The 25617-nt window shown below is 53.7% G+C and carries 21 protein-coding genes and 1 riboswitch; of the genes, 5 read left to right on the top strand and 16 right to left on the bottom strand.

The genetic code is table 11. From position 1 onward, the window contains the following. Positions 1-56: 56 nt before the first annotated feature. Entirely contained in the window at positions 57-872 is an 816-nt protein-coding gene (djlA, locus tag ACJHWT_RS08525; protein ID WP_001200562.1) for a co-chaperone DjlA, read from the top strand. A 117-nt stretch (positions 873-989) separates the two neighbouring features. Here the strand turns inward: djlA and rluA are convergent, their stop codons facing one another. The 6 genes from rluA to araB all read right to left on the bottom strand — a co-directional run bounded on the left by rluA (position 990) and on the right by araB (position 11350). Continuing rightward, positions 990-1649 carry a bifunctional tRNA pseudouridine(32) synthase/23S rRNA pseudouridine(746) synthase RluA gene (gene rluA / locus ACJHWT_RS08530; protein ID WP_000525208.1) on the bottom strand — a complete coding sequence of 220 codons (660 nt, stop codon included), beginning with the start codon at positions 1647-1649 and terminating at the stop codon, positions 990-992. Between the two features lie 11 nt (positions 1650-1660). Continuing rightward, positions 1661-4567 carry an RNA polymerase-associated protein RapA gene (gene rapA, locus ACJHWT_RS08535; protein WP_410232323.1) on the bottom strand — a complete coding sequence of 969 codons (2907 nt, stop codon included), beginning with the start codon at positions 4565-4567 and terminating at the stop codon, positions 1661-1663. A 163-nt stretch (positions 4568-4730) separates the two neighbouring features. Further along, positions 4731-7082: a DNA polymerase II gene (polB, locus tag ACJHWT_RS08540; RefSeq protein WP_410232324.1), complete on the bottom strand. Its 2352-nt coding sequence runs from the start codon at positions 7080-7082 to the stop codon at positions 4731-4733. Positions 7083-7156: 74 nt separating this feature from the next. Then, complete coding sequence (gene araD, locus ACJHWT_RS08545; RefSeq protein WP_000888698.1) at positions 7157-7852, bottom strand: L-ribulose-5-phosphate 4-epimerase; 696 nt, start codon at positions 7850-7852, stop codon at positions 7157-7159. A 284-nt stretch (positions 7853-8136) separates the two neighbouring features. After that, positions 8137-9639, bottom strand: a complete 1503-nt coding sequence (gene araA, locus ACJHWT_RS08550) for an L-arabinose isomerase (RefSeq protein WP_000151734.1) — start codon at positions 9637-9639, stop codon at positions 8137-8139. A gap of 10 nt (positions 9640-9649) precedes the next feature. Then, positions 9650-11350, bottom strand: a complete 1701-nt coding sequence (araB, locus tag ACJHWT_RS08555; protein ID WP_000951848.1) for a ribulokinase — start codon at positions 11348-11350, stop codon at positions 9650-9652. A 338-nt stretch (positions 11351-11688) separates the two neighbouring features. Between araB and araC the strand changes: the two genes are divergently transcribed. Both araC and ACJHWT_RS08565 read left to right on the top strand, forming a co-directional pair. After that, entirely contained in the window at positions 11689-12567 is an 879-nt protein-coding gene (gene araC / locus ACJHWT_RS08560; protein ID WP_001300811.1) for an arabinose operon transcriptional regulator AraC, read from the top strand. An 85-nt stretch (positions 12568-12652) separates the two neighbouring features. After that, positions 12653-13417, top strand: a complete 765-nt coding sequence (locus ACJHWT_RS08565; RefSeq protein WP_001148403.1) for a DedA family protein — start codon at positions 12653-12655, stop codon at positions 13415-13417. A 113-nt stretch (positions 13418-13530) separates the two neighbouring features. Here ACJHWT_RS08565 and thiQ read toward each other — a convergent pair whose 3' ends face one another. From thiQ to sgrR, 4 genes are all read right to left on the bottom strand, one after another. After that, on the bottom strand, positions 13531-14229 hold the full coding sequence (gene thiQ / locus ACJHWT_RS08570; RefSeq protein ID WP_000916317.1) for a thiamine ABC transporter ATP-binding protein ThiQ: 699 nt from the start codon (positions 14227-14229) through the stop codon (positions 13531-13533). Continuing rightward, the gene (gene thiP, locus ACJHWT_RS08575; RefSeq protein WP_000235621.1) at positions 14213-15823 is read right to left on the bottom strand and encodes a thiamine/thiamine pyrophosphate ABC transporter permease ThiP; all 1611 of its coding nucleotides are present in this window, start codon (positions 15821-15823) and stop codon (positions 14213-14215) included. The genes thiQ and thiP overlap by 17 nt, the downstream gene beginning before the upstream one ends. Beyond that, a complete protein-coding gene (gene thiB, locus ACJHWT_RS08580; protein ID WP_001317613.1) occupies positions 15799-16782 on the bottom strand; it encodes a thiamine ABC transporter substrate binding subunit in 984 nt (327 codons plus the stop codon). The genes thiP and thiB overlap by 25 nt, the downstream gene beginning before the upstream one ends. Before the next feature lie 30 nt (positions 16783-16812). Next, a riboswitch (TPP riboswitch) is annotated at positions 16813-16912 on the bottom strand. A 33-nt stretch (positions 16913-16945) separates the two neighbouring features. Further along, positions 16946-18601, bottom strand: a complete 1656-nt coding sequence (gene sgrR / locus ACJHWT_RS08585) for a DNA-binding transcriptional regulator SgrR (protein WP_001317614.1) — start codon at positions 18599-18601, stop codon at positions 16946-16948. A gap of 88 nt (positions 18602-18689) precedes the next feature. On the opposite strand from sgrR, the gene sgrT reads away from it, so the two are divergent. Continuing rightward, positions 18690-18821 carry a glucose uptake inhibitor SgrT gene (sgrT, locus tag ACJHWT_RS08590; RefSeq protein WP_001248768.1) on the top strand — a complete coding sequence of 44 codons (132 nt, stop codon included), beginning with the start codon at positions 18690-18692 and terminating at the stop codon, positions 18819-18821. A 107-nt stretch (positions 18822-18928) separates the two neighbouring features. Here the strand turns inward: sgrT and leuD are convergent, their stop codons facing one another. The 5 genes from leuD to leuL all read right to left on the bottom strand — a co-directional run bounded on the left by leuD (position 18929) and on the right by leuL (position 23789). Then, the gene (gene leuD, locus ACJHWT_RS08595; RefSeq protein WP_000818236.1) at positions 18929-19534 is read right to left on the bottom strand and encodes a 3-isopropylmalate dehydratase small subunit; all 606 of its coding nucleotides are present in this window, start codon (positions 19532-19534) and stop codon (positions 18929-18931) included. Positions 19535-19544: 10 nt separating this feature from the next. Beyond that, the gene (gene leuC, locus ACJHWT_RS08600) at positions 19545-20945 is read right to left on the bottom strand and encodes a 3-isopropylmalate dehydratase large subunit (RefSeq protein WP_001140652.1); all 1401 of its coding nucleotides are present in this window, start codon (positions 20943-20945) and stop codon (positions 19545-19547) included. A 2-nt stretch (positions 20946-20947) separates the two neighbouring features. After that, the gene (gene leuB / locus ACJHWT_RS08605) at positions 20948-22039 is read right to left on the bottom strand and encodes a 3-isopropylmalate dehydrogenase (RefSeq protein WP_000042372.1); all 1092 of its coding nucleotides are present in this window, start codon (positions 22037-22039) and stop codon (positions 20948-20950) included. Further along, on the bottom strand, positions 22039-23610 hold the full coding sequence (gene leuA / locus ACJHWT_RS08610) for a 2-isopropylmalate synthase (protein WP_000082846.1): 1572 nt from the start codon (positions 23608-23610) through the stop codon (positions 22039-22041). The genes leuB and leuA overlap by 1 nt, the downstream gene beginning before the upstream one ends. 92 nt (positions 23611-23702) lie before the next feature. Next, entirely contained in the window at positions 23703-23789 is an 87-nt protein-coding gene (gene leuL / locus ACJHWT_RS08615; RefSeq protein ID WP_001300467.1) for a leu operon leader peptide, read from the bottom strand. A 658-nt stretch (positions 23790-24447) separates the two neighbouring features. Between leuL and leuO the strand changes: the two genes are divergently transcribed. Further along, complete coding sequence (leuO, locus tag ACJHWT_RS08620) at positions 24448-25392, top strand: transcriptional regulator LeuO (RefSeq protein WP_001317617.1); 945 nt, start codon at positions 24448-24450, stop codon at positions 25390-25392. Positions 25393-25546: 154 nt separating this feature from the next. Here leuO and ACJHWT_RS08625 read toward each other — a convergent pair whose 3' ends face one another. Continuing rightward, entirely contained in the window at positions 25547-25591 is a 45-nt protein-coding gene (locus ACJHWT_RS08625; RefSeq protein WP_120795371.1) for a protein YabR, read from the bottom strand. Positions 25592-25617 lie beyond the last annotated feature (26 nt).

The raw sequence follows: 25617 nt of genomic DNA on the forward strand, positions 1-25617 counted from the left end.
GCGCCTTTATATTGTGGGAGATAGCCCTGATATCCGTGTGTCGATTTGGGGAATATATGCAGTATTGGGGAAAAATCATTGGCGTGGCCGTGGCCTTAATAATGGGCGTCGGCTTTTGGGGCGTAGTATTGGGCCTGTTAATTGGCCATATGTTTGATAAAGCCCGTAGCCGTAAAATGGCGTGGTTCGCCAACCAGCGTGAGCGTCAGGCGCTGTTTTTTGCCACCACTTTTGAAGTGATGGGGCATTTAACCAAATCCAAAGGTCGCGTCACGGAAGCTGATATTCATATCGCCAGCCAGTTGATGGACCGAATGAACCTTCATGGCGCTTCCCGTACTGCGGCGCAAAATGCGTTCCGGGTGGGAAAATCAGACAATTACCCGCTGCGCGAAAAGATGCGCCAGTTTCGCAGTGTCTGCTTTGGTCGTTTTGACTTAATTCGTATGTTTCTGGAGATCCAGATTCAGGCGGCGTTTGCTGATGGTTCACTGCACCCGAATGAACGGGCGGTGCTGTATGTCATTGCTGAAGAATTAGGGATCTCCCGCGCTCAGTTTGACCAGTTTTTGCGCATGATGCAGGGCGGTGCACAGTTTGGTGGCGGTTATCAGCAGCAATCTGGCGGTGGTAACTGGCAGCAAGCGCAGCGTGGCCCGACGCTGGAAGATGCCTGTAATGTGCTGGGCGTGAAGCCGACGGATGATGCGACCACCATCAAACGTGCCTACCGTAAGCTGATGAGTGAACACCATCCCGATAAGTTGGTGGCGAAAGGTTTGCCGCCAGAGATGATGGAGATGGCGAAGCAGAAAGCGCAGGAAATTCAGCAGGCCTATGAGCTGATAAAGCAGCAGAAAGGGTTTAAATAAGTTTCAACGTGTAGGCCTGATAAGACGCGGCCCGCGTCGCATCAGGCAATCGGCGCAAAATTGCCGGATGCGGCGTGAACGCCTTCTCCGGCCTACCGAACTTCGCCAGCGTGACTATTAAAAATCCGCTGGTGCTTTAAACGTCATACTATTGCCATACGCCGGATGGGTAATCGTCAGCATCTCTGCATGTAGCAACAAACGTGGTGCCATTGCTCTCGCTTCTGGTGATGCATAAAAACGATCGCCGAGAATCGGATGACCCAGCGCCAGCATATGCACACGCAGCTGATGCGAACGCCCGGTAATCGGTTTTAACACCACTCTTGCCGTGTTATCCGCCGCATATTCCACCACTTCATACTCCGTCTGCGCAGGTTTACCTGTTTCGTAACAGACTTTCTGTTTCGGGCGGTTTGGCCAGTCGCAAATCAGCGGCAGATCCACCAGACCTTCCGCAGGGGATGGATGCCCCCAGACGCGGGCCACATACTGTTTTTTAGGCTCGCGCTCGCGGAACTGGCGTTTTAACTCCCGCTCCGCGGCTTTGGTCAGCGCCACTACAATCACGCCGCTGGTAGCCATATCCAGACGATGCACCGATTCTGCCTGCGGATAATCACGCTGAATGCGCGTCATCACGCTGTCTTTGTGCTCTTCCAGACGACCCGGCACAGACAACAAACCGCTCGGCTTGTTGACCACCATAATATGGTCATCCTGATACAGGACAACCAGCCAGGGTTCCTGCGGCGGATTGTAGTTTTCCATCCCCATCTTCGGCTCCGTTACTGATGCGTCACAACGATCAAACGCAGGGCATCCAGACGCCAGCCTGCCTGATCCAGGCTTTCCATTACCTGCTGACGGTTGCTCTCAATGGCGGTCAGTTCGTCGTCACGAATGTTCGGGTTAACTGCACGCAGCGCTTCCAGACGAGACAGCTCGGCAGACAGTTTTTCGTCGGCTTCGTTACGTGCGGCATCAATCAATGCACGGGCAGATTTCTCGATCTGCGCTTCCCCCAGCTGAAGGATAGCGTGAACATCCTGCTGCACCGCGTTAACCAGCTTGCTGCCGGTGTGACGGTTAACCGCGTTAAGCTGGCGGTTAAAGGTTTCAAACTCTACCTGCGCCGCCAGGTTGTTGCCGTTTTTATCCAGCAGCATACGTACCGGCGTCGGTGGCAGGAAGCGGTTGAGCTGCAACTGCTTCGGAGCCTGGGCTTCAACCACATAAATCAGTTCCACCAACAGCGTACCTACCGGCAACGCTTTGTTTTTCAACAGTGAAATCGTGCTGCTACCGGTATCGCCAGAAAGGATCAGATCCAGACCGTTGCGGATCAGCGGATGCTCCCAGGTAATAAACTGTGCATCTTCACGCGTCAGCGCCACTTCACGGTCGAAGGTGATGGTGATGCCATCTTCCGACAGGCCAGGGAAGTCCGGCACCAGCATATGATCGGACGGCGTCAGCACGATCATGTTGTCGCCGCGATCGTCCTGATTGATACCGATAATATCGAACAGGTTCATGGCGAAGGCGATCAGGTTGGTATCGTCATCCTGCTCTTCAATGCTTTCTGCCAGTGCCTGGGCTTTTTCGCCACCGTTGGAATGGATTTCCAGCAGGCGGTCACGACCTTGTTCCAGCTGTGCTTTCAGCGCTTCATGTTGCTCGCGGCAGTTTTTGATCAGATCGTCAAAGCCTTCGGTCTCATCCGGCGAGGCCAGATAGTTAATCAAATCGTTGTACACGCTATCGTAGATAGTGCGTCCGGTCGGGCAGGTGTGCTCGAATGCATCCAGACCTTCGTGATACCAGCGCACCAGCACCGACTGAGCCGTTTTTTCCAGATAAGGCACATGGATCTGAATATCGTGCGCCTGACCGATACGATCCAGACGACCAATACGCTGCTCCAGCAGATCCGGGTTGAATGGCAGGTCAAACATCACCATGTGGCTGGCGAACTGGAAGTTACGTCCTTCAGAACCGATTTCCGAGCACAGCAGTACCTGTGCGCCGGTGTCTTCTTCGGCAAACCAGGCGGCAGCGCGGTCACGTTCGATAATCGACATGCCTTCGTGGAACACTGCGGCGCGAATACCTTCACGTTCGCGCAGTACCTGCTCCAGTTGCAGCGCAGTGGCCGCTTTGGCGCAGATCACCAGCACTTTCTGAGAGCGATGGCTGGTCAGGTAGCCCATCAGCCATTCAACGCGCGGATCGAAGTTCCACCAGGTGGCGTTATCGCCTTCAAATTCCTGATAAATACGCTCCGGGTAGAGCATATCGCGAGCGCGATCTTCCGCACTTTTACGTGCGCCCATAATGCCGGAGACTTTAATAGCGGTCTGATACTGCGTCGGCAGTGGCAGCTTAATAGTATGCAGCTCGCGTTTCGGGAAGCCTTTCACACCGTTACGGGTGTTACGGAACAGCACGCGGCTGGTGCCGTGGCGATCCATCAGCATCGAAACCAGTTCCTGACGGGCGCTCTGGGCATCTTCGCTGTCGCTGTTTGCTGCTTGCAACAGCGGCTCGATATCCTGCTCGCCGATCATCTCACCGAGCATGTTCAGTTCGTCATTGCTGAGTTTGTTACCTGCCAGCAGCATGGCAACGGCGTCCGCAACCGGACGATAATTTTTCTGCTCTTCAACGAATTGCGCAAAGTCGTGGAAACGGTTCGGGTCCAGCAGACGCAGACGGGCGAAGTGGCTTTCCATCCCCAGCTGTTCCGGGGTTGCGGTCAGCAGCAGAACGCCCGGCACGTGCTCTGCCAGTTGTTCAATGGCCTGATATTCACGGCTCGGCGCATCTTCGCTCCACACCAGGTGATGCGCTTCATCGACCACCAGTAGATCCCACTCGGCTTCACAGAGATGTTCCAGACGCTGTTTGCTACGACGGGCAAAATCCAGCGAGCAAATCACCAGCTGCTCGGTATCGAACGGGTTGTAAGCATCGTGCTGAGCTTCGGCATAACGCTCATCATCAAACAGAGCAAAGCGCAGGTTGAAACGGCGCAGCATTTCTACCAGCCACTGATGCTGTAAGGTTTCCGGGACGATAATCAGCACACGTTCAGCAGCGCCAGAGAGCAGTTGCTGATGCAGGATCATCCCGGCTTCAATGGTTTTCCCTAAACCCACTTCGTCAGCCAACAGGACGCGCGGCGCGTGGCGGCGACCAACATCATGAGCGATGTTGAGCTGGTGCGGGATCAGGCTGGTACGCTGACCGCGCAGGCCGCTGTACGGCATACGGAACTGTTCGCTGGAATACTTACGCGCGCGATAACGCAGCGCAAAGCGGTCCATACGGTCAATCTGCCCGGCAAACAGACGGTCCTGCGGTTTGCTGAACACCAGTTTGCTATCAAGGAAAACTTCACGCAGGGCCACGCCGGACTCTTCAGTATCAAGGCGAGTACCGATATAGGTCAGCAAGCCATTTTCTTCTTTTACTTCTTCGACTTGCATCTGCCAGCCGTCATGGCTGGTAATGGTATCACCAGGGTTGAACATCACGCGGGTCACGGGGGAATCACTGCGTGCGTACAGACGGTTTTCACCAGTAGATGGGAAAAGTAAAGTGACAGTTCGCGCATCCACCGCGACAACGGTTCCAAGTCCCAATTCGCTTTCTGTATCGCTGATCCAGCGTTGACCAAGTGTAAAAGGCATATGTGTTCGGCTCTATATCTTTAATTGCAGGCAATAACCACCCGCTACCGTGCTTATGAGGTAGTGGTGTTATTCAGGTCCAGGAATGGAAAGGGCGCTATGGTACTGGATGGCAAAGCATTCGTCACGCATCAAAATGGTATCTGGCGAACTCTTTTTTTGCTCAAAATAGCCCAAGTTGCCCGGTCATAAGTGTAGCAAAATTATCCTCAATAAAAGGGAGTATTCCCTCCGCCACGGGTTGTAGCTGGCGGGTCAGATAGTGTTCGTAATCCAGCGGTGAACGTTGGTAGTCCAGCGGCTCCGGGCCGTTGGTGGTCCATACGTACTTAATGGAGCCGCGGTTCTGATATTGCAAGGGGCGACCGCGCTTTTGGTTTTCTTCATCGGCAAGGCGAGCGGCGCGTACATGAGGCGGAACATTACGCTGATATTCGCTCAGCGGACGGCGAAGGCGTTTACGGTAAACCAGCCGCGCATCCAGTTCACCCGCCATCAGTTTGTCGATGGTTTCGCGGACGTACTCCTGATATGGCTCGTTGCGGAAGATACGCAGGTACAGCTCCTGCTGAAACTGCTGGGCCAGCGGCGTCCAGTCGGTGCGCACGGTTTCCAGCCCTTTAAACACCATCCGCTGCTTGTCGCCCTCCTGAATCAGCCCGGCATAACGTTTTTTACTGCCGGTATCGGCTCCGCGAATGGTTGGCATCAGAAAACGGCAGAAATGGGTTTCATACTCCAGTTCCAGTGCGCTGGTTAGCCGTTGTTTTTGCAGCGTTTCTGCCCACCAGGCGTTAACGTGCTGCACCAGTGCACGACCAATTTTCGCCGCTTCTTCTTCCGAATGTGCGCCTTTCAACCAGACAAACGTTGAGTCGGTATCGCCGTAGATCACGTCGTAGCCCTGCGCTTCAATCAACGCTTTGGTTTGCCGCATGATCTGATGACCACGCATAGTGATCGACGACGCCAGGCGCGGATCGAAGAAGCGGCAGGCGGTGGTGCCAAGCACGCCATAAAAGGCATTCATAATGATCTTCAGCGCCTGCGAAAGCGGCTTATTACCCTGACGTTTGGCTTCATCGCGCCCGTGCCAGATGTTAGTCACAATCGCCGGCAGGCAATGTTTTTCTCGCGAGAACCAGGCATCGAGAAAGCCTTCGGTGCTGTGCTCTGGATCAGGCTGCGCCATGCCTTCCACCAGCCCGACGGGATCAATCAGAAAGGTGCGGATGATCGACGGGTACAGGCTTTTGTAGTCCAGCACCAGCACCGAATCATAAAGCCCAGGTCGCGAATCCATCACGTAGCCGCCAGGGCTGGCGTGCGGCGGCACTTCGCCGAGATTAGGCGCGACATAACCAGCGCGATGCATACGGGGAAAATAGAGATGACCAAACGCTGCCACCGAACCGCCGTGTCGATCTACCGGCAGGCCGTTCACCGTCGCCCGTTCGAGCAAAAACGGCATGATTTCAGTTTTGTGGAAGATCTGCGTCACCAGCTCGCAATCTTTCAGGTTATAAGTTGCCAGCGCAGGCTTATCTTCGGCGAAACGGCGGTCAATTTCGTCCATTCGATCCCACGGGTTATCGATAGATTTTCCTTCGCCTAATAACTCCTGAGCGACGGTTTCCAGCGAGAATGAAGAGAAATTCCAGAACGCGGATTTCAGCGCCTCGATACCGTCGATAATCAGTCGCCCTTTGGCCTGAGCAAAAAAGACGCCGTTTTTAAAGCCGTGCTCGCGCCACTCCAGCTCGCTGTTATCACGCCCCAGACGCAGCGGAATACGGTAACGCTCGGCATGTTTTTGCAGCATTCGCAGATCGAACTGCACCACGTTCCAACCGATGATCACATCAGGATCGTAGTTGGCAAACCAGGCGTTAAGTTTTTCCAGTAGCTGCGGGCGGCTGGCGACGTATTCCAGTTCGAAATCGAGCGCGGAGGCGTCGCCATTCTCCGGCCCCAGCATATAAACGATGCGTTGACCGCAGCCTTCCAGGCCGATGCAGTACAGCTCACCGTGGCGGGTGGTTTCAATATCAATAGAAACCCACTTGAGCGGCGGACGATAGTCGGGATGCGGTTTCAGACGGGCATTAACGATAGCGCCATTGTGCATATCACCCTCGACCCACACTGGCGAGGTGATAAACCGCTCCATCAGATAGCGTTCCGGCGGGCGGACATCGGCCTCGTAGACGGTAACGCCACCTTCACGCAGGCGCTTTTCGTAATTCATTAGCTGGCGATGGGCGCGACAGTAAAGGCCATACACCGGCTGGCGGTGAAAATCCTTTAACGCCAGCGGCGTCAGGCGAAAGCCTTGTTCACCCTGCAAAATATGCTGAGCGCGGGGAACCTGATCGGCAGGAATAAACGCCACGGACTCTTGCGGTGCAAGCGTGACCTGCAACGGCCCGTTATCCGTTGCCATCCAGAAGGAGACTTCTGTCCCTTGCGGGGTGTCCCGCCAGTGTCGGGTTAAGATAAAACCTGCCTGCGCCACGCTGAAAATCCAATAAAAAACCAGGCTTGATTATAGCCTGGTTTCGTTTGATTGGCTGTGGTTTTATACAGTCATTACTGCCCGTAGTATGCCTTCGCACCATGCTTACGCAGATAGTGTTTATCCAGCAGCGTTTGCTGCATATCCGGTAACTGCGGCGCTAACTGACGGCAGAATATCCCCATATAAGCGACCTCTTCCAGCACGATGGCGTTATGCACCGCATCTTCGGCATTTTTGCCCCATGCAAATGGGCCGTGAGAATGGACCAGGACGCCGGGCATTTGTGCTGCGTCGATTCCCTGTTTTTCGAAGGTTTCTACGATGACGTTACCGGTTTCCCACTCATATTCACCGTTGATTTCTGCGTCGGTCATTTTGCGGGTGCAGGGAATGGTGCCGTAGAAATAGTCGGCGTGGGTGGTACCGGTTGCCGGAATTGACTGGCCCGCCTGCGCCCAGATGGTGGCGTGGCGCGAGTGTGTGTGCACAATGCCGCCAATGGACGGGAATGCCTGATAGAGCAGCCGGTGAGTTGGCGTGTCGGAGGAGGGCTTTTTCGTTCCTTCAACCACTTCACCGGTTTCGATGCTGACCACGACCATATCGTCAGCGGTCATGATGCTGTAGTCGACGCCGGAAGGTTTGATCACCAGGACGCCGCGCCCGCGATCAACGGCGCTGACATTGCCCCAGGTGAGCGTGACCAGGTTGTGTTTTGGCAGCGCCAGGTTGGCTTCTAATACCTGGCGTTTGAGATCTTCTAACATGTTGACTCCTTCGTGCCGGATGCGCTTTGCTTATCCGGCCTACAAAATCGCAGCGTGTAGGCCTGATAAGACGCGTCGGCGTCGCATCAGGCGGTGAATGCCGGATGCGCTTTGCTTATCCGGCCTACAAATCCGGAACGCGTAGGCCTGATAAGACGCGCCAGCGCCGCATCAGGCGGTGAATGCCGGATGCGCTTTGCTTATCCGGCCTACAAAATCACAGCGTGTAGGCCTGATAAGACGCGTCAGCGTCGCATCAGGCGTTACACACCTGATGCGGCTACTTAGCGACGAAACCCGTAATACACTTCGTTCCAGCGCAGCGCGTCTTTAAACGCTGGCAGGCGGGTGTCGTTATCAATCACCGTGATTTCAATGTCGTGCATCTCGGCGAACTGGCGCATATCGTTGAGGTTCAGCGCATGGCTGAAAACGGTATGGTGCGCGCCACCAGCAAGGATCCACGCTTCGGAAGCAGTTGGCAGATCCGGTTGCGCTTTCCACAGCGCATTCGCCACCGGCAGTTTCGGCAGGGAGTGCGGTGTTTTCACCGTGTCGATGCAGTTAACCAGCAGACGGTAACGATCGCCGAGATCAATCAGGCTGGCGACAATCGCTGGACCGGTTTGGGTATTGAAGATCAGGCGGGCAGGATCGTCTTTACCGCCAATACCGAGGTGCTGAACGTCGAGGATCGGTTTCTCTTCCACAGCGATCGACGGACAGACTTCCAGCATGTGGGAGCCGAGCACCAGGTCATTGCCTTTCTCGAAGTGATAGGTGTAGTCCTCCATAAAGGAGGTGCCGCCCTGCAGACCGGTTGACATCACCTTCATGATGCGAAGCAGGGCGGCAGTTTTCCAGTCGCCTTCGCCCGCAAAGCCGTAACCCTGCTGCATCAGACGCTGTACGGCCAGACCAGGAAGCTGTTTCAGACCGTGCAAATCTTCAAAGGTGGTGGTGAACGCGTGGAAGCCACCTTGTTCCAGGAAACGCTTCATCCCCAGCTCAATACGCGCCGCTTCCAGCACGTTCTGGCGTTTTTCGCCGTGGATTTGTGTGGCAGGCGTCATGGTGTAGCAGCTTTCGTACTCATCGACCAGCGCGTTAACATCGCCATCGCTGATGGAGTTCACTACCTGCACCAGATCGCCAACCGCCCAGGTATTGACGGAGAAACCGAACTTGATCTGTGCGGCAACTTTATCACCATCGGTGACCGCCACTTCACGCATGTTATCGCCAAAACGGCAGACTTTCAGATGACGGGTATCCTGTTTAGAGACCGCCTGACGCATCCAGGAGCCGATACGCTCATGGGCTTGTTTATCCTGCCAGTGACCGGTAACGACGGCATGTTGCTGACGCATACGCGCGCCAATGAAGCCGAACTCGCGACCGCCATGTGCAGTCTGGTTCAGGTTCATAAAGTCCATATCGATGCTATCCCACGGCAGCGCCGCGTTAAACTGGGTGTGGAATTGCAGCAACGGTTTGTTGAGCATAGTCAGGCCGTTGATCCACATTTTGGCCGGGGAGAAAGTGTGCAGCCACACTACCAGGCCAGCGCAACGATCGTCGTAATTCGCGTCACGGCAAATAGCGGTGATTTCATCCGGCGTGGTGCCCAGCGGTTTCAGCACCAGTTTGCAGGGCAGTTTCGCTTCCGTATTCAGCGCATTAACGACGTGCTCGGCATGTTGGGTGACCTGACGCAGGGTTTCCGGGCCATACAGATGCTGGCTGCCAATTACAAACCACACTTCATAATTATCAAAAATCGTCATTGTCGTGTCCTTATAGAGTCGGAACGGCCTGGGCAGCCTGTGCCGGGGCGGAAGTTGGAAGATAGTGTTGTTCGGCGCTCATCGCCCATTGCTGATAGCGGCGATAAAGCTGTTCAAAGCGTTGTGCCTGTTCGCTGCGCGGTTGCAGGGTTTTCTCTACCGCACTGGCCATTTTTTGCTGGGCTGAGGGGATGTCTGCGTGCACTTTCGCGGCGACGGCAGCGAAAATCGCCGCACCGAGCGCACAGCACTGGTCAGAGGCAACAATTTGCAGCGGGCGATTCAGCACGTCGCAGCAGGCCTGCATAATGACCTGGTTTTTCCGCGCGATGCCGCCCAGCGCCATCACGTTATTGACGGCGATCCCCTGATCGGTAAAGCACTCCATGATTGCGCGTGCGCCAAAGGCGGTGGCAGCAATCAATCCGCCGAACAGCAGCGGAGCGTCGGTAGCGAGGTTCAGATCGGTAATCACCCCTTTCAGGCGTTGGTTAGCGTTTGGCGTGCGGCGGCCGTTAAACCAGTCGAGCACCACCGGCAGGTGATCCAGAGACGGATTTTTGGCCCATGCTTCGGTCAGCGCCGGAAGCAGTTGTTTCTGGCTGGCGTTGATTTGCTCTTTCAGTTCCGGATGCTGGGCAGCAAGCTGTTCCAGCGGCCAGCCGAGTACGCGACCGAACCAGGCGTAGATATCACCAAACGCCGATTGGCCTGCTTCCAGACCGATAAATCCAGGCACCACGCTGCCATCAACCTGACCGCAAATACCTTTCACTGCCCGCTCGCCAACGCTCTGTTTGTTGGCAATCAGAATGTCGCAGGTGGAAGTACCGATAACTTTTACCAGAGCGTTAGGCTGTGCGCCTGCGCCAACTGCGCCCATATGGCAGTCAAACGCGCCGCCGGAAATCACCACGCTTTCAGGTAGGCCGAGACGCTGCGCCCATTCCGGGCATAAGGTGCCCACCGGAATATCGGCAGTCCAGGTGTCAGTGAATAGCGGGGAAGGCAAATGGCGATTGAGGATCGGGTCCAGTTCGTCAAAGAAACTGGCTGGCGGCAGGCCGCCCCAGCTTTCGTGCCAAAGAGATTTATGCCCGGCGCTGCAACGTCCGCGACGAATTTCCTGCGGGCGCGTGGTACCGGAAAGCAGAGCTGGCACCCAGTCGCACAGCTCAATCCACGATGCGGCAGATTGCGCCACGGCGCTGTCCTGGCGAGTCACATGCAGGATTTTTGCCCAGAACCATTCGCTGGAATAAATACCGCCAATATAGCGGGAGTAGTCAACGTTGCCCGGCGTGTGACATAAGCGGGTTATCTCTTCCGCTTCTTCAACCGCGGTGTGGTCTTTCCACAATACGAACATCGCGTTCGGGTTTTCGGCAAACTCCGGGCGCAGCGCCAGGACGTTACCGTCCGCGTCAATCGGTGCGGGCGTCGAGCCGGTTGTGTCAACGCCAATCCCGACCACAGCTGCGCGCTGCTCGGCGCTAAGCTCTGCAAGCACGGTTTTCAGCGCCGCTTCCATTGACTCAATGTAGTCACGCGGATGATGACGGAACTGGTTATTTGGGGCATCACAAAATTGCCCTTTCTGCCAACGGGGATACCACTCTACGCTGGTGGCGATCTCTTCACCGGTGGCGCAGTCCACCGCCAAAGCTCGCACAGAATCACTGCCAAAATCGAGGCCAATTGCAATCGCCATCGTTTCACTCCATCCAAAAAAACGGGTATGGAGAAACAGTAGAGAGTTGCGAAAAAAAGCGTCAGGTAGGATCCGCTAATCTTATGGATAAAAATGCTATGGCATAGCAAAGTGTGACGCCGTGCAAATAATCAATGTGGACTTTTCTGCCGTGATTATAGACACTTTTGTTACGCGTTTTTGTCATGGCTTTGGTCCCGCTTTGTTACAGAATGCTTTTAATAAGCGGGGTTACCGGTTGGATTAGCGAGAAGAGCCAGTAAAAGACGCAGTGACGGCAATGTCTGATGCAATATGGACAATTGGTTTCTTCTCTGAATGGCGGGAGTATGAAAAGTATGGCTGAAGCGCAAAATGATCCCCTGCTGCCGGGATACTCGTTTAACGCCCATCTGGTGGCGGGTTTAACGCCGATTGAGGCCAACGGTTATCTCGATTTTTTTATCGACCGACCACTGGGAATGAAGGGTTATATTCTCAATCTCACCATACGCGGCCAGGGGGTGGTGAAAAATCAGGGACGAGAATTTGTCTGCCGACCGGGTGATATTTTGCTGTTCCCGCCAGGAGAGATTCATCACTACGGTCGCCATCCGGAGGCTCGCGAATGGTATCACCAGTGGGTTTACTTTCGTCCGCGCGCCTACTGGCATGAATGGCTTAACTGGCCGTCAATATTTGCCAATACGGGTTTCTTTCGCCCGGATGAAGCGCACCAGCCGCATTTCAGCGACCTGTTTGGGCAAATCATTAACGCCGGGCAAGGGGAAGGGCGCTATTCGGAATTGCTGGCGATAAATCTGCTTGAGCAATTGTTACTGCGGCGCATGGAAGCGATTAACGAGTCGCTTCATCCGCCGATGGATAATCGGGTACGCGAGGCTTGTCAGTACATCAGCGATCACCTGGCAGACAGCAATTTTGATATCGCCAGCGTCGCACAGCATGTTTGCCTGTCGCCGTCGCGTCTGTCGCATCTGTTCCGCCAGCAGTTAGGAATTAGCGTCTTAAGCTGGCGCGAGGACCAACGCATTAGTCAGGCGAAGCTGCTTTTGAGCACCACCCGGATGCCTATCGCCACCGTCGGTCGCAATGTTGGTTTTGACGATCAACTCTATTTCTCGCGAGTATTTAAAAAATGCACCGGGGCCAGCCCGAGTGAATTCCGTGCCGGTTGTGAAGAAAAAGTGAATGATGTAGCCGTCAAGTTGTCATAATTGGTAACGAATCAGACAATTGACGGCTTGACGGAGTAGCATAGGGTTTGCAGAATCCCTGCTTCGTCCATTTGACAGGCACATTATGCAAGCATTGCTGGAACACTTTATTACCCAATCCACCGTGTATTCATTGATGGCGGTGGTGTTGGTGGCCTTTCTGGAGTCGCTGGCGCTGGTCGGTTTGATTCTACCCGGTACGGTGCTGATGGCGGGACTGGGGGCGCTGATTGGCAGTGGCGAGTTAAGTTTCTGGCACGCCTGGCTGGCAGGGATCGTCGGTTGCCTGCTGGGCGACTGGATCTCCTTCTGGCTGGGCTGGCGTTTTAAAAAGCCATTGCATCGCTGGTCATTTCTGAAGAAAAACAAAGCATTACTCGATAAAACTGAACATGCGTTGCATCAACACAGCATGTTCACCATTCTGGTCGGTCGCTTTGTTGGCCCGACGCGTCCGCTGGTGCCAATGGTGGCGGGAATGCTGGATCTGCCGGTGGCAAAATTTATCACGCCGAATATTATCGGCTGCCTGCTGTGGCCGCCGTTTTACTTCCTGCCAGGGATTCTGGCGGGCGCGGCGATCGATATTCCTGCCGGGATGCAGAGCGGTGAGTTTAAATGGTTGCTGCTGGCGACGGCGGTATTTTTGTGGGTTGGTGGCTGGCTGTGCTGGCGGTTATGGCGCAGCGGTAAAGCGACTGACCGTTTGAGTCATTATTTGTCCCGCGGTCGTTTGTTGTGGCTGACGCCGTTGATTTCTGCCATCGGCGTGGTGGCGCTGGTGGTGTTAATTCGCCACCCGTTGATGCCGGTGTATATCGATATTTTGCGTAAAGTGGTTGGGGTTTAGGGGATAGCCTTGTGCGGGTTGCCTGATGCGACGCTTGCCGCGTCTTATCAGGCCTGCAAAACGCACTACCCGTAGGTCGGATAAGGCGTTCACGCCGCATCCGACAGTGCATATTAACCTTTAATTCCCAACAGCGCCGAAGCACTCGCCTTACCGCTCAACAACTCATCGGTCTTACCCTGCCAGGCGATACGCCCGTCGGCGACCACCACCGAGCGCGTGGCGATCCGCGCCGCATCTTCCACACTGTGCGACACCATCAATAGCGTTATTTTTTGCTGTTGGCAGCTCGTGCTCACCAGCGTCAGCATCTCCTGACGTAGCGCCGGATCGAGCGCGGAAAACGGTTCATCGAGCAATAAAATCGGCTGTTCGCGCACCAGACAACGCGCTAACGCCACGCGCTGTCGTTGACCGCCAGAAAGCTCGCCCGGTAATCGCGCCATTAAATTATCAATCCCCATCTGACGGGCAATCGCGTGCATTTTCTCCTGCTGTGCCGCGTTCAGCTTCAATCCTGGATTAAGCCCCAGCCCGATGTTCTGCGCGACCGTCAGGTGACTGAACAGGTTGTTTTCCTGAAACAGCATCGACACCGGACGGCGTGACGGCGGCGTCGTGGTGTGATCAACGCCGTCGATAGTCAGCGAACCGCTGGCTGGCGTCAGAAAACCGGCGATCAAATTCAGCAGGGTACTTTTACCCGCGCCGCTTGGCCCGAGGATCGCCACCTGCTCGCTGCGTTCCACCGTTAAGCTAAAACGCATCGGCAAATGGTGGTAAAGCCAGGTGATATCAGTCAGTTTTAACATTTCGCCCCGGTAGTTTTTCAATCACGGTAAACAGCAGAAAACAGAGTAGCAGCAGAATTAACGCGGTGACCGCGCCGTCCTGGCTGCGATAGGAGCCAATTTGCTGGTAGAGATAAAACGGCAGGGTGCGGAAATCATCGTTACCGAACAACGCCACCACGCCAAAATCACCAATCGATAGCACACAAGCAAAGGCCAGTGCCTGCGCCAGTGGGCGTTTAAGGGCGCGCAGCTCCACCACTTTTAAGCGTGACCAGCCTTCAATGCCCAGCGACTGACACAACATACTGTAACGCGCGGTGATATCGCGCATCGGGTTTTCCAGCACTTTCAGCGCATAAGGGATCGCCATTAACGCATTGGTGAAAATCACAATGCCGTCAGCAGATTGTGGCAGGCCGATAGTGTTGTTGAGCAGTAAAAAGAAGCCGGTAGCCAGCACAATCCCCGGCATCGCGAGGATCAACATGCCGCTCATCTCCAGCGCCTGACCCGCCAGCATTTTCTGCCGCGCCCGCAGTTCGCGACTGCTCCATAGCAGCATCATGGTCAGCACTACGCATAATACGCCTGCCGCCAGCGCAATACGCAACGAGGTCCACAGCGCCTGCCACAGCACCGGCTGCGCCAGCACTTCCGGCAACTGGCGATTTATCCCATCGACGAGCACCGCCAGTAACGGTGGCAGCAACAGCAACAGCGCCAGCACAATTAACACCGTGTCGCAAATGCGGCTATGCAGACGATCGTCCGGGTCGCGCCAGCCTTGCAGCAGCGTAGTGCCGGGCGCAATGGCCTTACTCAATCGCTGACTCAACAGCACCAGCCCAAGGCAACACACCATCTGGATCAGCGCCAGCATCGCCGCGCGGGTGGGATCGTAGTCGTAACTCAGCGCCTGATAAATAGCCAGTTCGATAGTGGTCGCCTGCGGACCGCCGCCCAGCGATAGCACGGTGGCGAAGCTGGCGAAACAGAGCATAAAGATAAGCGCAGCAACTGGCGGGATTTGTCGCCGTAACCACGGCCATTCGACGAAACGAAAGAAGTGCCAGCCACGCATCCCAAGCTGGGCGGCAAGTTGACGTTGTTCGCCGGGAATGTTTTCCAGTGCCTGAAGTAATAAACGGCTCGCCATCGGCAGATTAAAAAACACATGGGCCAGCAAAATGCCTTGCAGGCCGTAGGGCGAAAAGGTCCACTCCAGACCGAGCGATTGGCAGAGCGATGCCAGCCAGCCCTGGCGACCATAGACGCTAAGAATGCCGAAAACAGCAACCAGCACCGGGAGGATCAAGGTCATGGCACACAGACGCAACAGCGCCAGCCGTCCTGGAAAGCGCCTGCGGTAGAGGGCGCGGGCAAGGAATATCGCGGGCACGACAGAGAGCAGCGCCGAGAGAAACGCCTGCCAGAAGGAGAAGCGCACCACATGCCACAGGTAGCTGTCCTGCCAGATTGCCACCCAGTCACCCTGCGGCGCGTTCCACCACAGGGCGAGAAACGCAGCCAGTGCAACCGCCACCACCAGCGTGGCGGCGCTTATTCCTGGAATTAACCAGCCGGGAATTAACGGCTGACGGCGCGTTGCCATTCGCTAATCCATGCCTGACGTTGTGCCGCCACTTCGGCTGGCGTGAACTCCAGCGTGGTTGCCGGTTTGGTCAATTGTTCAAAACCGGCAGGCAGCGTGACGTTTGCCACCGGATACATCCAGTTGCCGGTTGGGATCGCATTCTGAAAAGCCGGAGAAACCATAAACTGGAGAAATTTTTGCGCCAGCTCCGGCTGCTTGCTGGCAGCGGTGCGGGCGGCGACTTCCACCTGCAGATAGTGACCTTCGCTGAAGTTTGCGGCGGCGTAGTTATCTTTCTTCTCTTCGAGAATGTGATAAGCCGGAGAGGTGGTGTAACTCAGTACCAGATCGCTTTCACCTTTTAAAAACAGGCCGTAGGCTTCGCTCCAGCCTTTGGTGACCGTGACCGTTTTCTTCGCCAGTTTCTGCCAGGCTTGTGGGGCGTCATCGCCATAGACTTTTTGCATCCACAACAGCAGGCCCAGCCCCGGCGTACTGGTGCGCGGATCCTGATAAATCACCCGCCAGTTTTGATCGCTCTCAACAAGCTCTTTCAGGCTTTGCGGCGGATTTTTCAGTTTGTTCTTGTCATAGACGAAGGCGAAATAGCCGTAATCAAACGGTACGAAAGTGTCATTTTTCCAGCCGCCGGGAACGTTAACGGCATCCGCTGCCACGCCGCTTTTGGCAAATAGTCCGGTTTTACTGGCGGCGTCTAACAGGTTGTTATCCAGCCCCAGCACCACATCGGCTTTACTGTTTTTGCCTTCCATCCGCAGACGGTTGAGCAGCGAAACGCCATCTTCCAGCGCCACCAGTTTCAGTTCGCAGTTACAGTCGGCTTCAAAAGCTTTTTTGATCTTTGGACCAGGCCCCCAGTCGGCGGCGAAGGAATCGTAGGTATAAACAGTCAGAACGGGTTTAGCGAAAACGGGCGCTGTGCACAGCAACAGCAAGGGGAGACATTTTTTTAACACTTTGCACCTCAAAAAAGAGTGGCAAAGGACTTGAGAAGGAGCCTCAAATCCCTTCGCCGGCGTTATCCGGATCAGGTTCGACGGGTATTTTCTCAGCGCACGCGTCTGCGTGGCACCCCGTTGAGAACGGCGTTAGTGTAGTGATTTTGTTATCAACCAGCAATCATGGATCCGGCGGCGCAAACCACGCTGATTTAAAATCGAACCAGCCGAGGGTATTCATACGCAGGCCGCGCATACTGCGTTGCCCCTGAATGATCAGCCAGTGGTGGATAAGCGGCACCATTGCTTTGCTGGCGACCAGTTGCTGGCACCAGTTCGCCAGGTTTATTTCGCCATTGCGCCAGCGGGCGGCGTCGGCTTGCCAGTCGATCGGAATACAGTGTTGTAGCAGCGGCACCTCGCACAGGTGCGCGAATAGCGAAAAATCCAGCGGCAGCGTAAAGTTGGCGCTGTTAAGCCAGATATCGCTCTCGATCTCTCCTTCATGCCACTGATCGTAGCTGATCTCTTTGATTTCCAGCGTGACCTGGTGACTTGCCAGAATCTGCTGCATGATCCCGGCAATCACCCTATGCTCACTGTGATCCTGATAAAAGGTCAGGGTGAGGCTTTCCAGACCAGCCGGTTTTTCGCTCTTTATGGTGCGGGTATGGTGCCAACGGGGAAGCAGCCCATAGGCCGGAAACCACAACTGCTGGTACTGTTCCTCGGCGAAATAAACCAGATTGGTCGGCGAAAGCACATAGCTTATCCAGTCTCTGACTTGCTGATTCGCCCCGCGATGGGTACGGCTGTCGAACAGTAAATAGTAACAACCTTCTTCAAGGCGGCTTTCAATCTCTTTTTCCTCGTCTTGCGGTCCTTTCAGCATCAGGCCTCCCGCGGGGTCATCAGCAATTTCCGGCAAGACCCAGACGTTAACTTCGTCGATTAATGCCCGATAACCAAAGAAGTCGTCGAATGCCTGAATTTTCAGTTGATTGCTGCTGTTGCGGATCACCGCATAAGGACCCGTTCCGATGGGATGGCTGGCAAAGTTGCTGAGGGTTTCCCATTCGCGCGGCAGGATCATCGCCGGAACTTGCCCCAGCAGTAACGGTAACCAGCGGTCCGGTTGCGTGAGATGGATATCCAGCGTCCAGGGCGTCGGCGACACAATGTCAGCAATATGCGAATAGAGCGGCAGCGTATTGATTCGTTTTAAAGAGGCGATCACGTCGTCCATTTCCAGTTCACGACCATGATGAAAATGGACTCCTGGACGCAAAAAGAAACGCCAGTGAAGCGGTAAAATTTGCTGCCAGTGGTGGGCGATGTCCGCTTCCAGTTCCCCATTTTCCTCATTTATGCGCGTTAGCGAACTGAAGATTTGCCGGGCGATATGGGTTTCGGAACGACGCAATGCACTGCCGGGCAGCAGATTACGCAACGGACGATAGTAGAGAACGCGCAGGATGTGCCGCCCCTGGCGGAAGCTGCGTCCCAGATGAGAAACCAACATTTGCCGCACAGCCGCTTTGTCGCCAACCAGTTGCACCAGTTGATCGATACGATCCTGCTCCAGCAGGTCCTCTGCTCGCTGTTGCTGAAGCGCCAGCCCGGTATAGAGGAATGTCAGACGCGAGCGTTTGCCGCGCCCGACTTCCGCTTCCCACGTCAGCCAGCCGCGATCCTGCATGGTGTTGAGCAGGGTGCGCATATGACGACGCGAGCAGCTCAATAACGCTGCCAGTTCGTTGAGCGTCGTGTCCTGCGATTTACCCTCGCAGCATTGCCACAGGCGGATGAACTGTTGTTGCAGACGAGCAGATGGCATAAAAGGGGAACTCCTGCGCAAAAGACAGCAATTTTATTTTCCCTATATTAAGTCAATAATTCCTAACGATGAAGCAAGGAGGTGCCTCATGCGTCAGTTTTATCAGCACTATTTTACCGCGACAGCGAAGTTGTGCTGGTTGCGTTGGTTAAGCGTCCCACAACGATTAACCATGCTTGAAGAACTGATGCAATGGGAGGGGAGTCATTCTGACTACTGATTTGCGGACATCATGTGTGACTGAGTATTGGTGTTAATCGCCACGCCAGCAGTGATTATCTGCTGGCTTTTTTCTTTTTGGCGATTGAGTGCCGGACGGTGTACAAACTAACGCATAAACGCCGGTTGCTTCTCTTCATAAGACGCAATTGCGTCGTCGTGCTGCAGAGTCAGGCCGATGCTGTCCAGACCGTTCATCATGCAGTGGCGGCGGAAGGCATCGATGGTAAAGCGATAAGTTTTCTCTCCCGCTTTCACCTCTTGCGCTTCCAGGTCTACATCAAAATGAATCCCCGGATTGGCCTGCACCAGCGCAAACAGTTCGTCCACTTCTGCGTCGCTTAATTTCACCGGCAGCAGCTGGTTGTTAAAGCTGTTGCCGTAGAAAATGTCAGCAAAACTCGGTGCAATCACCACTTTAAAACCGTAATCGGTCAATGCCCACGGCGCGTGCTCACGTGAGGAACCGCAGCCGAAGTTTTCTCGTGCCAGCAAAATGGAAGCGCCCTGATACTGCGGGAAGTTCAGCACGAAGTCCGGGTTTGGCTGTTGGCCTTTTTCATCCAGAAAACGCCAGTCGTTAAACAGATGCGCGCCAAAACCCGTACGGGTCACTTTCTGCAAAAACTGTTTCGGGATGATTGCATCGGTATCGACATTGGCGGCATCCAGCGGAACCACCAGGCCTGTGTGTTTGATAAATTTCTCTGCCATGGTGTGCTCCTTATTTAATGTTGCGAATGTCGGCGAAATGTCCGGTCACAGCAGCAGCGGCAGCCATTGCCGGGCTGACCAGATGGGTGCGCCCTCCACGCCCCTGGCGGCCTTCAAAGTTACGGTTGCTGGTGGAGGCACAACGCTCACCCGGATTCAGGCGATCGTTGTTCATCGCCAGACACATTGAGCAACCTGGCAAGCGCCATTCAAAACCGGCTTCAATAAAGATTTTGTCCAGACCTTCCGCTTCCGCCTGGGCTTTTACCGGGCCAGAGCCGGGAACCACCAGTGCCTGCACGCCTGGCGCGACTTTCCGTCCTTTGGCGATTTCAGCTGCCGCGCGTAAATCTTCAATACGCGAGTTAGTGCAGGAACCGATAAACACTTTGTCGATAGCCACTTCTGTCAGCGGAATACCCGGTTTCAGCCCCATATAGGCCAGCGCTTTTTCTGCCGACGCGCGTTCAACCGGATCGGCAAACGAAGCCGGATCGGGAATGTTGTCGTTCACGGAAATCACCTGACCTGGATTGGTGCCCCAGGTGACCTGCGGTGAAATTTCTTCTGCCTGCAAAGTCACAACGGTATCGAAAGTTGCGCCTTCGTCGGTTTGCAGAGTTTTCCAGTAGGCAACGGCGTCGTCGAAATCTTTGCCTTTCGGCGCATGCAGACGGCCTTTGACATAGTTAAAGGTAGTTTCGTCCGGTGCAACCAGACCGGCTTTCGCGCCCATTTCGATTGCCATATTGCACAGGGTCATACGACCTTCCATGCTTAAATCACGGATTGCTTCGCCGCAAAACTCCACCACATGCCCGGTGCCGCCTGCGCTACCAGTTTTACCGATAATCGCCAGCACGATATCTTTCGCTGTAATGCCCGGCGCGGCTTTGCCCTGGACTTCAATTTTCATGGTCTTCGCACGACCCTGTTTCAGGGTTTGCGTTGCCAGTACGTGTTCAACTTCGGAAGTGCCGATACCAAAGGCTAGTGCGCCAAACGCGCCGTGGGTGGCGGTATGCGAGTCGCCGCAGACAATGGTCATCCCCGGCAATGTGACGCCCTGTTCCGGCCCCATTACGTGGACGATCCCCTGATACGGGTGATTCAGGTCATACAGCTCGACGCCAAATTCTTTGCAGTTTTTGATCAGCTCCTGCATCTGGATGCGCGCCATTTCACCGCAGGCATTAATGTCTTTGGTCTGAGTAGAGACGTTGTGATCCATAGTGGCGAAGGTTTTGCCTGGCTGACGTACCGGGCGACCGTGGGCGCGCAGACCATCGAACGCCTGCGGTGAGGTCACTTCATGCACCAGGTGGCGGTCGATATATAACAGCGGGGTTTCGTTTTCGGCTTCGTACACTACGTGAGCGTCGAACAATTTTTCGTATAACGTTTTAGCCATGATTACACCCCTTCTACCACATAGCGGGCAATGATATCGCCCATTTCATTGGTACTAACGGCGGCAGCGCCACGGGCTAAATCTCCGGTGCGAATGCCTTCTTCTAATGCGCGGTTAATGGCGCGTTCAATGGCGCAAGCCGCATCATCGGCATCCAGGCTGTAACGCAGCAGCAGTGCCAGCGACAGGATTTGTGCAATCGGGTTGGCGATGTTTTTGCCTGCGATATCTGGTGCTGAGCCGCCTGCCGGTTCATACAAACCAAAACCTTGCTCGTTCAGGCTGGCGGAAGGCAACATCCCCATCGAGCCAGTGATCATTGCGCACTCGTCAGACAGAATGTCGCCAAACAGGTTGGAACACAGCAGGACGTCAAACTGTGATGGATCTTTAATCAGCTGCATGGTGGCGTTGTCGATGTACATATGCGCCAGTTCGACATCCGGGTATTCCGTGGCGATCTCGTTAACGATCTCCCGCCATAAAATAGAGGATTGCAGCACGTTGGCTTTGTCGATAGACGTCACTTTATGGCGACGTTTACGAGCAGATTCAAACGCGATGCGGGCGATACGTTCAATCTCAAAACGGTGATACACCTCGGTATCAAACGCTTTTTCATATTGTCCGCTACCTTCGCGGCCTTTTGGCTGACCGAAATAGATGCCGCCGGTCAGTTCGCGCACACACAGGATGTCGAAGCCGTTAGCGGCAATGTCAGCACGCAGCGGACAGAATGCTTCCAGCCCCTGATACAGTTTTGCCGGACGCAGATTGCTGAATAATTTGAAGTGTTTACGCAAAGGCAACAGTGCGCCGCGTTCTGGTTGCTGGTCTGGCGACAAATGTTCCCACTTCGGACCACCTACCGAGCCAAACAGCACGGCATCGGCTTGCTCACAACCTTCAACCGTCGCAGGCGGCAGCGGCTGCCCGTGGTTATCAATGGCTGCGCCGCCTACATCGTAATGGCTGGTGGTGATACGCATCGCAAAGCGGTTGCGCACGGCATCCAGCACTTTCAGCGCCTGGGTCATCACTTCCGGACCAATACCGTCCCCCGGCAATACGGCAATATGGTAATTCTTCGACATCACACGGTTTCCTTGTTGTTTTCGTTGTGTTGAGCTTTGCGTTGCAACTCTTTTTCGACTTCTGCGGCACGCCAGATATTGTTCAGTACGTGCACCATGGCTTTGGCGGAGGACTCGACAATATCGGTGGCTAGGCCGACGCCGTGGAAGCGGCGACCGTTGTAATTTGCGACGATATCCACCTGACCCAGCGCATCTTTACCGTGGCCTTTGGCGGTCAGGCTGTATTTCACCAGTTCGACGTTATAGTCAGTGATGCGGTTAATTGCCTGATAGACGGCATCGACCGGACCGTTACCGTTGGCGGCTTCTGCTTTGACTTCTTCGCCGCAGGCCAGTTTGACGGCGGCAGTGGCAATATCGTTAGAGCCAGACTGCACGCTGAAGTAATCCAGACGGAAATGCTCTGGCTCTTCTTGCTGCTTACCGATGAAGGCCAGCGCCTCCAGATCGTAATCAAACACCTGACCTTTTTTGTCCGCCAGCTTCAGGAAAGCATCGTACAAATTGTCTAAATTATATTCACTTTCTTTATACCCCATCTCATCCATGCGATGTTTCACCGCCGCACGCCCCGAACGAGAGGTCAGATTCAGCTGGATTTGGTTCAGACCAATAGATTCTGGTGTCATGATTTCGTAGTTTTCGCGGTTTTTCAGCACGCCATCCTGGTGGATACCGGAGGAGTGTGCGAATGCGCCGCTGCCAACAATGGCTTTGTTTGCCGGGATCGGCATATTACAAATCTGGCTAACTAACTGGCTGGTGCGCCATATTTCCTGGTGATTAATGGCGGTGTGGACGTTGAGAATATCCTTACGAACTTTAATCGCCATGATGACTTCTTCCAGGGAACAGTTACCGGCACGCTCGCCGATCCCGTTCATTGCACCTTCCACCTGACGTGCACCGGCATGTACCGCCGCCAGTGAGTTGCCGACCGCCAGGCCCAGATCGTCGTGGGTATGTACGGAAATAATGGCTTTGTCGATGTTGGGTACGCGTTCATACAGCCCGCTGATGATTCCGGCGAACTCAAATGGCATGGTGTAGCCCACGGTGTCCGGAATGTTGATGGTGGTGGCACCGGCATTAATCGCCGCTTCGACCACTCGCGCCAGATCGGCAATTGGGGTGCGTCCGGCATCTTCGCAAGAAAATTCAACATCATCGGTGTAATTACGGGCGCGTTTCACCATATAGATAGCGCGTTCGATCACCTCGTCCAGCGTGCTGCGCAGTTTGGTGGCAATGTGCATTGGCGAAGTGGCAATAAAGGTATGAATCCGGAAGGCTTCGGCGACTTTCAGAGATTCGGCCGCCACGTCAATATCTTTCTCCACGCAGCGAGCTAACGCACATACGCGGCTGTTTTTGACCTGGCGAGCGATGGTTTGCACCGATTCAAAATCGCCCGGCGAAGAGACGGGGAAACCGACTTCCATCACGTCAACACCCATACGCTCAAGGGCCAGCGCAATTTGCAGTTTTTCTTTCACACTCAAGCTTGCCTGTAACGCCTGTTCACCGTCGCGCAATGTGGTATCGAAAATAATGACTTGCTGGCTCATGGTTTGGGTCCTTGTCTCTTTTTGAGCGCCTCGCTTCGGGCATAAAAAAACCCGCGCAATGGCGCGGGTTTTTTGTTTGACTGCGTGCTGGCTTAATGCTGGATGCCGCTCACTCGTCTACCGCGCAAAGAAGATGCGTTTAGTAGTAGTAGACCGATAAAGCGAACGATGTGAGTCATTAAATCAGCTCCAGATGAATGCGATATGCTTTTAGAGTTACTGGATACAAAAACGGATGTCAACCCTGACGCAATAAAAACGTCCCGCCAGCATGAGTTCTGCATCCGTAAAATTAGCTAATTGTGCTGCGGTGGTTAAAGTAAGCGATATTAATTTCTGCTTAACTACCGACGCTTTTCATCGGTTGACATATTTCAGAATAAAATTTTGCATCTAATCAACGAGGGAAAGGGGGATAAAATGCACGCGTTACAAAACCTATCCTGATGATTTGTATTGAATTATATGTTTTGCGAATTTTTTGATATTCATTTGGTGAATATTATTGATCAATTAATGTTAAGAATTAATGCATTAAACATATAAATTAATTATTAAAAAAGCACATTTAATCCATTTTGTGGATGATTGAGTATTCGTGGTAGTTATGATTAGATTGTTTTCGCAACAAAAACATTATGGATTATTATGCTGTGGTAAATGACGCTTTCCACGGCAATGGATTCTGTTTTTATCAGAACCCGTATCTTTATGTTTTCCTAATTTTACTCATTTTCCTTTTTCTTATTTTATATGCATGATAAATCATATTCTCGAGGATTATTTCTCTGCATTCCAATAAGGGAAAGGGAGTTAAGTGTGACAGTGGAGTTAAGTATGCCAGAGGTTCAAACAGATCATCCAGAGACGGCGGAGTTAAGCAAGCCACAGCTACGCATGGTCGATCTCAACTTATTAACCGTTTTCGATGCCGTGATGCAGGAGCAAAACATCACCCGTGCCGCTCATGTTCTGGGAATGTCGCAACCTGCGGTCAGTAACGCTGTTGCACGCCTGAAGGTGATGTTTAATGACGAGCTTTTTGTTCGTTATGGCCGTGGTATTCAACCGACTGCTCGCGCATTTCAACTTTTTGGCTCAGTTCGTCAGGCATTGCAACTAGTACAAAATGAATTGCCTGGTTCAGGTTTTGAACCCGCGAGCAGTGAACGTGTATTTCATCTTTGTGTTTGCAGCCCGTTAGACAGCATTCTGACCTCGCAGATTTATAATCACATTGAGCAGATTGCGCCAAATATACATGTTATGTTCAAGTCTTCATTAAATCAGAACACTGAACATCAGCTGCGTTATCAGGAAACGGAGTTTGTGATTAGTTATGAAGACTTCCATCGCCCTGAATTTACCAGTGTGCCATTATTTAAAGATGAAATGGTGTTGGTAGCCAGCAAAAATCATCCAACAATTAAAGGCCCGTTACTGAAACATGATGTTTATAACGAACAACATGCTGCGGTTTCGCTCGATCGTTTCGCGTCATTTAGTCAAACCTGGTATGACACGGTAGATAAGCAAGCCAGTATCGCGTATCAGGGCATGGCAATGATGAGCGTACTTAGCGTGGTGTCGCAAACGCATCTGGTCGCTATTGCGCCGCGTTGGCTGGCTGAAGAGTTCGCTGAATCCTTAGAGTTACAGGTATTACCGCTGCCGTTAAAACAAAACAGCAGAACCTGTTATCTCTCCTGGCATGAAGCTGCCGGGCGCGATAAAGGCCATCAGTGGATGGAAGAGCAATTAGTCTCAATTTGCAAACGCTAACTGAATGCAGAATAGGTCAGACATTAATGTCTGGTTTATTCTGCATTTTTTATTGAATGTAGAATTTTATTCTGAATGTGTGATCTCGCTATTTTAGGATTAATTAAAAAAATAGAGAAATTGCTGTAAGTTGTGGGATTCAGCCGATTTATTATCAATTTAATCCTCTGTAATGGAGGATTTTATCGTTTCTTTTCACCTTTCCTCCTGTTTATTCTTATTACC

It is taken from the genome of Escherichia sp. WS338 (genome assembly GCF_046486405.1).
GTDB classification, from domain to species: domain Bacteria; phylum Pseudomonadota; class Gammaproteobacteria; order Enterobacterales; family Enterobacteriaceae; genus Escherichia; species Escherichia coli.